The sequence below is a fragment of the bacterium genome (assembly GCA_029210545.1).
GTDB lineage: Bacteria > BMS3Abin14 > BMS3Abin14 > BMS3Abin14 > BMS3Abin14 > JARGFV01.
Genome location: JARGFV010000089.1, coordinates 1 through 10,508 on the forward strand (window position 1 = coordinate 1; position 10,508 = coordinate 10,508).

Genomic DNA, 10,508 nt, shown 5'->3' on the forward strand with positions numbered 1-10,508 from the left:
GAAAGGGAAAACGACGCTTTTCCCTTTCCCCAGAACATTAAGGAGCCAGGAAAAGTCCCGCCTGGACTTTTTGCGACTCTATCAAAGATAGCATGGATCAGCCCTTCCAGTAGACATTCTGCTTTTCCCAGGCGTCCTCCATGTCGTTGAGGATGTTCAGGGTGTCTGCCCTGCTTTCGAACGCCAGCGCCGTCACCTGGGCGTTGACCAGGCTGAGTGCAGCGGTAAAGGACTCCACGTGGGAGTCGAGCTCGTACGCGGCCGTCAGGCTGTGATGGGCGAACCGGTTCAGGGGTGAAAGCTCACCGTCGGTGACAGCCACGACCCTGGCACCCCTTTCCCTCGCTTCCCTGAGCACTTCCACAGTCACCCTGGTGTACCTCGGAAATGCGAAACCGATGACAAGGTCCTTTTCCCCGAGGTCCCTCATCTGGTCCGGCATCTCTCCGATGCCCGGGGTCAGCAGGACCACGTCACGGCCCAGAAATTTCAGGGCGCTGGCCATGAAGACTCCAAGGCAATGGGTCGAACGCAGGGCGATGATGAAGATCCGCTTCGCCTTGTCCATCTCATGGACAACCGCGGTGAAAAGGGCGGGGTCGGTCTCTTCCATGGTCATTTTCAGGTTGTTGAGATCTCGCGCCATGACACTGTTGAGGACATCGGCAATCGATTCGACCCTGCGCACCGTTTCGCCCAGCCGCTGGACAGTGGTGACCCTGGGCTGGACGAACTCCCTGAGCTTTCGCTTCAGGTGGGGATACCCCTTGTAGCCGAGAGCCTGGGCCAGGCGGACGATGGTGGTATCGCTCACCTCGAGCTTGGCGGCCAGTTCGGTAGCAGTGTAGAAGGCGGCGTCTTCAGGGTGTTTGAGAATGAAGTCGAGGACATTACGCTGGGTAGAAGTCAGGTCTCTGGTTCTTCCCTTGACGATCTGGTCGATCCTGATCATGCCACCACCCCGATTACAGCAGAATATTCTGCATTATAACAAAGGCGGGCAGGTTTTTCAACACATTCGCAATTCCGGCGGCAATGGGCGATAGGCGATAGGGAAGATCGGTCCAACGTCCAATGGGGGGAAGCAAAGGGAGTGAGGGGGACCAAAGGGTAGACACCGGGGGAAGAGGTGTCAACACTCAACGATGTCATCGCGAACTGCTACCTATGCGAAGTGATCTCACTTCAAAGATGGGTTCGCCCTGCCGGGCGCACCAAAAAAAACCAGGGGCCCTTGCGGGCCACCGTATATTGTTTTTTCCGGCTATGCCGTTTATGTCCGGCTATTATGGGCTGTTTTCCAGCATCTTCTTCAGCTTGTCGGCCAGGACGCGGACGTCCGCTTCGAGGCGGTTCGTTATATCCTCGAGGGCCTTGTCGATCTCGCCCCCCTTCTTGCGGTACTGGGCCATGAACTGTTCCACCTCGTCCATATAGGCCTTGAACGATTCGACCTTTTCGCCAAGTTCGTTAACCGTCCACCGCGAGTCGGCGAAATCCTTGCGGAGGGTTTCCACCTCATCTTCGAGCCCCTGGAGCTTCTCACCGAATCTGGACTGGTCCTCGGCCTTCCGGGCTGCCTGGGCTCTCTCCAGCACACCGATCCTGGTGCCGTGATCCTTGAGCTGCCCATTGACCGAATCCAGGTCCACAGCTGTGGCGCAGCCTGTGGTCAGGACCAGAACTGAAAGGACCGCGAAGCGGGAAAGGAGCCTTCCCATCTCCGTCGAACCGTTACTGGAGACCGAAGTGGGCCCGGCGGTTCTGCTTCCAGGCGTCCTCGTTGTGACCGGAGGCAAAAGGCTTCTCTTCGCCGTAGCTGATGGTCTTGATCCTCGACGCGGAGATGCCCAGGGACACGAGGTAGTCCTTGGCGGCGTTGGCCCGTCTCTCTCCGAGACCCAGGTTGTACTCGTTGGTGCCGCGCTCGTCACAATGCCCCTCGATAACGATCTTCACGTTGGCTGCGTTCTTGAGGAGCTTGGCGTCGGCGGCCAGCGTGTCACGCGACTGGGAGGTCAGCTCCGATTTGTCGAAGGCATAGAAAACGTCCACCAGGTCGGAAACGTTGAAAGCCGGGACCGGGGGAGGAGGAGGCACCACCTTGGCAGGTTCCGGTTTCGGCTGCTCAACAGGAGGAGGCGTGTACGCCTCGACCTTGGGCTGTTCCACCGGTTTAGCGGCCGGCTCGGATACCTGAGCCGTGGGACCCGGCTGGGCCGGTTTCTTGGCGCAATTGACCAGGGACAACGCAAAAACAAGGGCCATGAGAACGATTATAAGGGTACTTTTCCTTCCTCGGATCACTGTCCACCTCCTGATTATCGTCTGTTAAATTGGGAACCCGCACCCGCCGTGCAAAAGCCGGAAACCTTGGCTTTGTGAACCATCCACCATCCTAAGGATATTCTAGATATATACCGTATTCCCCAGCCCGTTGTAAAGGAAGCTGTTGCAGCAATTTTCGCAAGTGCACATGTGCACCGGTGCACCAGTGCACCTCCCTACTCCCCCCACGCAGGCTGGGTCTTGTCCCCGGGACCGGAAGTCACCCGGATCTGCCTGCGGCCGTCCCTGTCCACCATGTATATCTGGTACTCGCCGGTGCGGTCAGAGGTGAAAACGACATGTCTCCCGTCAGGGCTCCAGGCCGGGTCCTCGCTGTTACCGGCCTCCCCCACCAGGGCCCTGTACTCCAGCGTGTCGGGGTTGACGAGGGCGATGCCGAACTTTCCCCCGATCCGGGTCGTGTAGGCGATGAGGTCGCCTCTGGGAGACCACGCCGGGGAGGTGTCGTAGATGCCCTCGAAGGTGAGTCGCTGGACCCCTGAGCCGTCCGCGTTCATGACGAAGATCTGCGGCTTCCCGTACCTGTCCGAAACGAAGGCGATGCGCTCGCCGTCGGGGGACCATGTCGGCGAGGCCTCCACACTTTTAAGCCACGTCAGCCGCGTCAGGCTTTTGCCCCGGTCGTCCGTGACGTAAATGTCGGGGTTTCCGTCCACATTTTTCATGAAGGCGAGGCGCCTGCCGTCAGGGGAGAACTCCGCCCCCACATCCACCCCCTCACCGCCCGAGATCCTCTCCTCCTTCCCCTTCAGGGAGAGGGAATATAGGTTGGGATCGCTGTGCTTGTATGAAGTGTAGATAAGACCCTGAGCGTCGGGCCACCATTCCGGGGAAAGGTTGATGGACCCGTTGCGGGTGACCTTTTTGACCTGGGCCCCGTCATAGTCCATGGAGTAGATCTCCTTGCCCTTCCCCCCGGACTGGACGAACAGCACCTTGCTCAGGAAGATCCCCTCTTCCCCGGTGACCTGCTTCATGACCTCGTTGGAGAACATGTGGGCCATGTTGCGGACCTGGACCGGAGTTCCTTTCCACCGCTTGGCAACGACCTCCTTCCTCTGGAAGACGTCGTAAAGATGGAGTTCCAGTTCGATGTCGCCGTCCGGACGAAGCAGATATCCCGTTTTGACGAGGGCTTCGGCGTTGATGAGTTCCCAATCGTCGAAAGCGAACTCACCGGAAGCGATGCCGGTCGATCCCAGGTCCTCCATGAAGAGAACGGGATCGAGCACCCGGAAAACGCCGGAGAACTCCAGGTCCCCGGAAAGAACCTCACCGACTTCCCTGGCGATGAGAGGGATGGGCTCTGACCCCTCAAGGGGGATGGCGGTCTGCACCGCAATGGGCATCCTCCTCGTGGCCGGAGCGTTGATGTCCAGATATATTTTTGCCCACACATCACGGGGCAAAAATATATGTGAAGTGACCAGGATTGAAAGGGATACAATCAGTATTCCGGTGAACGATTCCTTTGAAACGGATAGCATCAGTTAATTCCCTTGCCGTGCTCGTGTAGTAAAAATATCCCGCCTTCGCCGAGAGTTTCCACCTGGACTAAAGCTTAGCCTTGACAAACAGGCATGGCAGACCGGTTTCGGTGTCTGTCCTACTGATGGAACATTGTGAATTCCGGATCTCAAACGACCTGAAACTGTAAACCGTAAACTGTAAACTGTAAACAGGGCAGCTCCGCTGCCCTGCCCTATTCCGGATAGCGGAAATTCACCCCCACCTCCAGGGACCCGTCCGCCAAATTTTCCGGCAGGGGCGGCAAAGGTTTTTTCATGATGGCCCGGATGGCGGACTGATCGTAATAAGGATTACCCGATTTCTTCTCGACCCAGTACTGCTGGATGTCTCCCATGGGGGAGATCCGGATACCCACAACGGTGAGGAGGCTGGCCCCGGCGGTCACTCCCTCCGGCAGTACCCAGGAGGCTCTTATCTGGGCCCATATCTGGTCGTAGTAGGCACGGAACCTCAGGTCCGATGCCTGTCCCCCTCCTCCCGTTATCACCTGTTTACCTGCTGTCCCCGTTTCAGGTTCGGCCTCATCAGGCCTGGCGGCCTTCCCGGCCCGATCGGCAGGGTCGGAGGCATAGGACTCGTAAAGGCGGCGGGCCTCCTGCTCGAGTTCCACGATCCGCCTGCGGCGCTCGAGGCGGGCGGCCTCATCCCCCCCCGCCGGACGGATCTCCTCCAGCGCATGGTCGGGGGTGGGAGGCTCCTTTGCGGGAGCCACCGTCCGGTCCGGCTTCCTTTCCTGGGCCTCGACGGCAGTGGTTCTTGCCGGGCTCCTTTGAGGCGCTTCAGCCGCCGGTCTGGACGCCGGGGATGGAGGCAATGTGACGAGGTCCACGGTGTAGGTTGGAGAGTAGGTGGTTCCGGTCATCCGGAAAAGGGTCACACTGCCGGCAGCGACGAGGATGACAATGTGGATCCCCACGGATACGAGGAACGACCGCTTGAACTCACGTTCCCTGAAGTGGTGTCCCTGACCTGATGGAAGAGTGTGTGCCGTCACTTTCAGTCCGTCACCGCTTCTAGAGCTGATCGGGCTCCGTCACCAGCCCGATCCTCTCCACACCGGCCCCTTTCAGCACCGACATGGCGGCGACGATGGTGCCGTAGGAGATCCTGGAATCACCCCTGAGGTACACCGGCCGGCCGCCGAGCTCGGAAAAAAGGACCGGTGCCCGGCGCCTGAACTCGGCGAGGGTGAAGCTGTGCTTGTTGAGGTGGATCTGCCCGCTGCGGTCAATGGAAATGGTCACGGCCCTCTCCCCTTTCTCAAGGGGGGCGGTACCGGCCGTGGGAAGCTGGACGTCGATCCCCGACTGCAGCATGGGAGCTGTGACCATGAAAACGATGAGCAGCACCAGCATGACGTCCACCAGGGGAGTCACGTTGATATCCGACATGATCCGCCTTTCACCACCCCTTCTCATGGCCATCAGCTTTTCCTCCTGAAATGACGCTCGATGATGTTGAGAAATTCTGCTGTAAAGGTGCTCATATCATTGTCCAGGATACGGATCTTCTGGATGAAATAGTTATAACCGACCACAGCGGGTATAGCTGCCGCAAGACCGCCGGCCGTCGCTACCAGGGCCTCTGAGATCCCGGGAGCGACCGAGAGAAGGCTCGCACTCCCCGCCAACCCTATACTCCTGAAAGCGTTCATTATTCCCCAGACTGTTCCGAAAAGACCGATAAAGGGAGCCGTGCTGCCTGTAGTGGCCAGAAAAGGGAGTGCCCTTTCCAGCCTGGTCAGTTCGGTCTCCGCCGCCTTGGACAGGGCCCGTTTGATGTTGTCAAGGCCTTCCACCTCCTTGATGAGCCCGCCCGGTTCCTCCGGAACGTCGTTGGCCGTCTGCTGCTGGCGCATCCGGGATACCCGGACCAGTTCGATATATCCGGCCCTGAAGATGGAAGCCACCGGGGAGAAAGTCATCTCCTCTGCCCCTTCGTGTATCGTGCTCAGGCGCTGCTGGTGTAAAAACAGGTTGTGGAACCGCCGGTTTTCCGTCTCTGCCTGCCGGAACATCCTCCACTTGTAGAAGATGATGGCCCAGGTCATGACCGACATGAGAAGCAGCAGGATGAGGACCAGCTGGACCACAGGCCCGGCCCTGAGGATCATGGAAAGGACGCCAAGTTCCACCTCGCGGCCCACCTGGGCAGTGGCGAGTTGTGGGATGATGGTGAGATCAGCGATCAATGATGCCTCCGTGGTTACGTGGAGCAGTTGTGTGTTTTATAAGCCATGGGAAGGTAGAAGGTGGAAGGAGGAAGGTGGAATAAAATCTCAATCAAAACATATGCCCTGTCTTCCTTCTTCCTTCATAACCAATTTTATATTCCAGATTCCCGAACAACAAACTTCCGCATTTTCTAAGCCAGTGCGTGCTGGGTGTCAATGGGAGACAGGGAAAAACAGGCAGGAGGGAGGAGTTTACTCCCTCTACTCCCTCTACTCCCTCTTCCCTTTTCCCTTCTCCCTCGAGTCATTTTGACATTTCATGTCGTCAAAATGACTCTTGCCGGCGCTCCGTCGCAGCCGGCGATCTTCAGCGGCAATGCCGTCATCTGGTAGATACCCGGAACCACCTCCCGCAGATCCAGTCCTTCGATGATCACGATCTCCTCCCTGAGCAGCTCCTGGTGCACGCCGTCGCCCATCCCGTACTGTGCGACGGACAGGTAGTCGATCCCCACCAGGCGTACGTGTTTATCCACCAGGTACCGTGCCCCGTCCAGGGTCAGGAAGGTGAACTTCTCATCGAAGGTCCCTTTGTCGAGGAGGGCGCTGTTGTCGGTCTTCAGGAGGAGCCGTTCGGTCCCCGCGGGGATACCGGCGTTTTTCAGCTGATAAGCGCCGATCTCCTTGACGCCCGGAAGGTGGACGAGGACGGCAGGCCCCATGAGAAGGTCCAGGCTTACCGTGTCGATACCCGTCCCGGCCTCGAGGAAGTGCACGGGGGCGTCGATGTGTGTCCCGGTATGAGCGCTCATGTCCAGCCGGGACAGGTTGAGCCGGTCCCCGTCGATCATCGATTTGATCCTCTGAACGTGGACCGGGCCGTCGCCCGGCCAGGAGATCATCTTCTCCCTGATGCTCATTGTGACGTCGAAGATTTTTCGCTCCATGACGACTCCTTTATCGGCCCCGGATAGAATACAGGGTCCGGGGTCCGGGGTCTAGCCCGCATTATTCATGATGCAAATGAGATGTCCGCTAACTGTTTGGCAATTAAAGATAAATGGGAATGGCACTATAAGCATCATGAATCAGGCGGGGTTGAGCGGACATAGTCACGAGAGGAGTTTTTCGTTCCGGCAAGGCGACTGAGGAGTGAGCGCGGAGGCATACTTTAGTATTCCGCACAAGCGAACGACTCAGCAACGCCGCCGGAACGGAAAAGAACCTCGTGAATAGTCCGGGCTAGCAACGTGTCGGACTTTACCGACACGTTGCGATGAGTTTTTCGAAATACCCCTGCATGTCACTGCGAACCGACCACGCGTGAAGCAGTCTCAGGTTCTGCGACCAATCACCGAGATCGATTCGTCCAGGTCATCGCTCGCGATGACAGAAAAAACCAGCGCGGGCACAAGGCCCGCGCAGCTTTTAGTATGAGCTTATCCAGACACCAGACAATTTTGATAGAGTCGCAAAAAGTCCAGGCGAGACTTTTTGCGAGTCCATCAATTTTCACCGTTTTACTGCTATGAAAATTGTCCTCCCCCCCCTGTTTACCAGAAACAGCACGGACGCCTTGTCCTTACTCTTCTCCAGGACACTCGACAGTGCCGCGACATCACTGACCTCCTGGCGGTCCACCTCCAGGATCACGTCGCCGCGGGCAAGACCCGCTTCAGCGGCCGGGCTCCCCGGTTCCACACCGGAGACGAGAACTCCCCGGGAGGTGCCCAGGTCAAGGCGCTCGGCGATCTCGGGAGTGATGTTCTGGACTGTCAGGCCCAGTTCACCCTTCATCTCCTTATCTTCCCCAAAAGATCCGACCGGGGTCGCCTCGTCGGTCATCTCCTCCAGGGTCACGGTGAACTTCTTCTCCTTGCCGTCGCGCAGGGCCACCACTTCGACACCGGTCCCCACCTGCAGGTATGCCACCATGGTGGGCAGCTGGTGCTGGCTTTCCACAACTTCACCGTTGAACCGCACGATGACGTCGCCCCTTTGGATACCGGCTTTGGCCGCCGGACCATCCTGGACCACATCGGCCACGAGGGCGCCTTTACGTTCGGACAGGCCCAGGGCCTCCTGCATGTCGGGGGTGATCTGCTGGATGAGCACGCCCAGCCAGGCACGGGTCACTTCGCCCTTCTCCTTGAGCTGGGAGACGATGGCCTTGGCCAGGTTGATGGGGATAGCGAACCCGATCCCCTGGTTGCCCCCGGTACGGCTGTAGATGATGCTGTTGATCCCGACCACGTTGCCCGCCGTATCGAACAGGGGTCCTCCGCTGTTGCCGGGATTGATGGCGGCATCGGTCTGGATGAAGTCGTCGTAGGCGCCGGCGCCGAGTTCACGCCCCTTGGCGCTGACAATGCCGGCGGTTACCGTGTGACCCAGCCCGAAGGGGTTCCCGATGGCCAGCACCCAGTCGCCCACACGGGCCTTGTCCGAATCGCCGAGACGGCAGAGGGGCAGGCCTCCGTTCTTCGGCTCGATCTTGATAAGAGCGAGGTCCGTCTTCTCGTCGGTGCCCAGGATCTCGGCCGGGTACTCATCACCCTCTTCCAGGATCACTACCACTTCGTCGGCCTCGGCCACCACGTGGTTATTGGTGATGATGTACCCTTCCTCGTTGATGATGAAGCCCGAGCCCAGGCTGCGCTGTTTAAAAGGCCTCTGAGGGCCCCTCTCACCGAAAAACCGCTTTAAGAACTCGTCGCCGAAAAACTCCCTGAAAGGGCTGTCCTCTTCTTTCCCGAAGGGATGCCGGGCCTGCCCTTCCTTGACCACGGTGGCTGTGCTGATGTTGACGACCGCCGGGGACAGTTCCTCGGCCAGATCCGCGAAAGATCCGGGCTGTCCGGCCGGCGCCTTGGCGGTGCCCTCGGTCCAGAAACTGTCTGATCGCGCTTCCGTTTGTGGAGTCAGTGACAGGTTCGAAGCGACGATCAACCCGATGACGAGAAAACTGACGGCTACGATCCCTACCGTCACACCACGAAAAACCTTACTCATTTTACCTTCTCCTCTTTCCCCTCATAAATTTTTCAGTAAGATAACCACGCAAAAAGGCTCCTGAAAAATTTATCTGTTCGAGCTGTGCTCGAAAAAACCTGAATAACCGATTTTGCGAAACACTTTAACACCCCGGTTAAATCCGGGATCGCTTCGCCCGGGAAGTAGCTCGCGATGACAAACCTTGACCCAATAGTCTTCACCTTACTTTGCGTAACTTAGCGTACTTGGCGGTTCAGACTCTTTCAGAGCATTCGCGGTATCTGCCTGCGCTCCCCCCTGAATCCAGGTTTTCTCCGCCTTTCTCCGTGACTCCGTGGTGAAAGATTTAAAGAGCCTCTACGGCATACGCCTGAGTCTTCCCCCCAGTTTAGCTTTTCTCTGTGACCTCTGTGTCCTCTGTGGTGAATGCTTTAAAGAGCCTCTGCGGTATACGCCCGAGTTGTTACTCCCTTACTCCCTCAGCCTCTGTTTATTTCTCTTAGCCGCTGGACCCGTTTTTCCACCGGCGGATGGGTGGAAAAGAGGCTCAGCAAACTCTTGCCCGAGAACGGCTTGACGATGAACATGTGGCTGGTCGCGGGGCTTGAAGCCATGGGTATCCTCTTCGATGCCATGGTGAGCTTCTCCAGGGCCGAGGCCAGGCCCTGGGGGTTGCCGGCGATCTTCGCCCCGGTGGAGTCTGCCTGGTACTCCCTGGACCTTGACACCGCCATCTGGATGATCACAGCGGCAATAGGCGCCAGGATAGCCGTGGCGAGGGCGCCGAGGGGGTTGTTGTCACTGTCCCTGCCCCCGCCGAAAATGAAGGCCCACCTGGCCATGTTGGCAAGCATCATGATGGCCCCGGCCAGCGTGGCGGCGATGGAGGAGATGAGGATGTCCCGGTGGCCGATGTGGGCCAGCTCATGACCGATGACCCCCGCGAGTTCCTCGGCCGTGAGAAGCTGCCTTATCCCGTCGGTGACCGCCACCACGGCGTTTTCCGGGTTGCGTCCCGTGGCGAAGGCGTTGGGTGTGGGCTGGGGGATCCTGTAAACACGGGGCATGGGCAGGCCCGCGCGCGACGCCAGGCTCCTGACGATGCCGTATAGTTCAGGGTCGTCGCTCTCCGCAATGGGTTTTGCCCTGTACATGGCCAGGACGATGCGGTCGGAGAACCAGTAGCTGCCGAAGTTGATGACCACGGCGAACCCGAAGGCGATCATCATCCCGCTCCGGCCGCCGAACAGCTGGCCGAACATGAGCAGGAGTCCTGTCAGGGCGCCCAGTAGAAGTGTGGTTTTAAACATGTTGTTCATTGCGTTTTTCGCTCCTTTGCGTTGTTGAGCTAATATCTAACAGCCGGCTGTTTAACGACCAAGACCTGACAGGGTCGCAAAAAGTCCAATCCGGGACTTTTCGCTCCACGGAAAGGGAAAAGCGTCGTTTTCCCTTTCCTCAC

The 10,508-nt window shown here is 58.4% G+C and carries 10 protein-coding genes; all 10 read right to left on the reverse strand.

Annotated features, from left to right (window positions below):
* Positions 1-97: 97 nt before the first annotated feature.
* The 10 genes from P1S46_09425 to htpX all read right to left on the reverse strand — a co-directional run bounded on the left by P1S46_09425 (position 98) and on the right by htpX (position 10,365).
* A complete protein-coding gene (locus P1S46_09425; protein MDF1536702.1) occupies positions 98-952 on the reverse strand; it encodes a MurR/RpiR family transcriptional regulator in 855 nt (284 codons plus the stop codon).
* A gap of 334 nt (positions 953-1,286) precedes the next feature.
* Positions 1,287-1,721: a hypothetical protein gene (locus tag P1S46_09430; protein MDF1536703.1), complete on the reverse strand. Its 435-nt coding sequence runs from the start codon at positions 1,719-1,721 to the stop codon at positions 1,287-1,289.
* Positions 1,722-1,734: 13 nt separating this feature from the next.
* The gene (gene pal, locus P1S46_09435; GenBank protein ID MDF1536704.1) at positions 1,735-2,307 is read right to left on the reverse strand and encodes a peptidoglycan-associated lipoprotein Pal; all 573 of its coding nucleotides are present in this window, start codon (positions 2,305-2,307) and stop codon (positions 1,735-1,737) included.
* Positions 2,308-2,504: 197 nt separating this feature from the next.
* The gene (tolB, locus tag P1S46_09440) at positions 2,505-3,836 is read right to left on the reverse strand and encodes a Tol-Pal system beta propeller repeat protein TolB (protein ID MDF1536705.1); all 1,332 of its coding nucleotides are present in this window, start codon (positions 3,834-3,836) and stop codon (positions 2,505-2,507) included.
* Between the two features lie 215 nt (positions 3,837-4,051).
* Complete coding sequence (locus P1S46_09445; GenBank protein MDF1536706.1) at positions 4,052-4,873, reverse strand: cell envelope integrity protein TolA; 822 nt, start codon at positions 4,871-4,873, stop codon at positions 4,052-4,054.
* Between the two features lie 19 nt (positions 4,874-4,892).
* Complete coding sequence (locus P1S46_09450; GenBank protein MDF1536707.1) at positions 4,893-5,303, reverse strand: ExbD/TolR family protein; 411 nt, start codon at positions 5,301-5,303, stop codon at positions 4,893-4,895.
* Positions 5,303-6,070, reverse strand: coding sequence for a protein TolQ (tolQ, locus tag P1S46_09455; GenBank protein ID MDF1536708.1), 768 nt, complete (start codon positions 6,068-6,070; stop codon positions 5,303-5,305). Before tolQ ends, P1S46_09450 begins: the two co-directional genes overlap by 1 nt.
* A 299-nt stretch (positions 6,071-6,369) precedes the next feature.
* Positions 6,370-6,999 (reverse strand): cyclase family protein, encoded by a 630-nt coding sequence (locus tag P1S46_09460; GenBank protein MDF1536709.1) that lies wholly within the window; start codon positions 6,997-6,999, stop codon positions 6,370-6,372.
* A 565-nt stretch (positions 7,000-7,564) separates the two neighbouring features.
* Positions 7,565-9,064: a DegQ family serine endoprotease gene (locus tag P1S46_09465; GenBank protein ID MDF1536710.1), complete on the reverse strand. Its 1,500-nt coding sequence runs from the start codon at positions 9,062-9,064 to the stop codon at positions 7,565-7,567.
* 461 nt (positions 9,065-9,525) lie between these two features.
* Positions 9,526-10,365 (reverse strand): zinc metalloprotease HtpX, encoded by an 840-nt coding sequence (gene htpX / locus P1S46_09470; GenBank protein ID MDF1536711.1) that lies wholly within the window; start codon positions 10,363-10,365, stop codon positions 9,526-9,528.
* Positions 10,366-10,508 lie beyond the last annotated feature (143 nt).

Bases quoted from the DNA above. Each gene is read 5' to 3' on its own strand.
- P1S46_09425 (MDF1536702.1), bottom strand. From the start codon at position 952: ATGATCAGGATCGACCAGATCGTCAAGGGAAGAACCAGAGACCTGACT.
- P1S46_09430 (MDF1536703.1), bottom strand. From the start codon at position 1,721: ATGGGAAGGCTCCTTTCCCGCTTCGCGGTCCTTTCAGTTCTGGTCCTG.
- tolB (MDF1536705.1), bottom strand. From the start codon at position 3,836: ATGCTATCCGTTTCAAAGGAATCGTTCACCGGAATACTGATTGTATCC.
- P1S46_09450 (MDF1536707.1), bottom strand. From the start codon at position 5,303: ATGGCCATGAGAAGGGGTGGTGAAAGGCGGATCATGTCGGATATCAAC.
- P1S46_09460 (MDF1536709.1), bottom strand. From the start codon at position 6,999: ATGGAGCGAAAAATCTTCGACGTCACAATGAGCATCAGGGAGAAGATG.
- P1S46_09465 (MDF1536710.1), bottom strand. From the start codon at position 9,064: ATGAGTAAGGTTTTTCGTGGTGTGACGGTAGGGATCGTAGCCGTCAGT.
- htpX (MDF1536711.1), bottom strand. From the start codon at position 10,365: ATGAACAACATGTTTAAAACCACACTTCTACTGGGCGCCCTGACAGGA.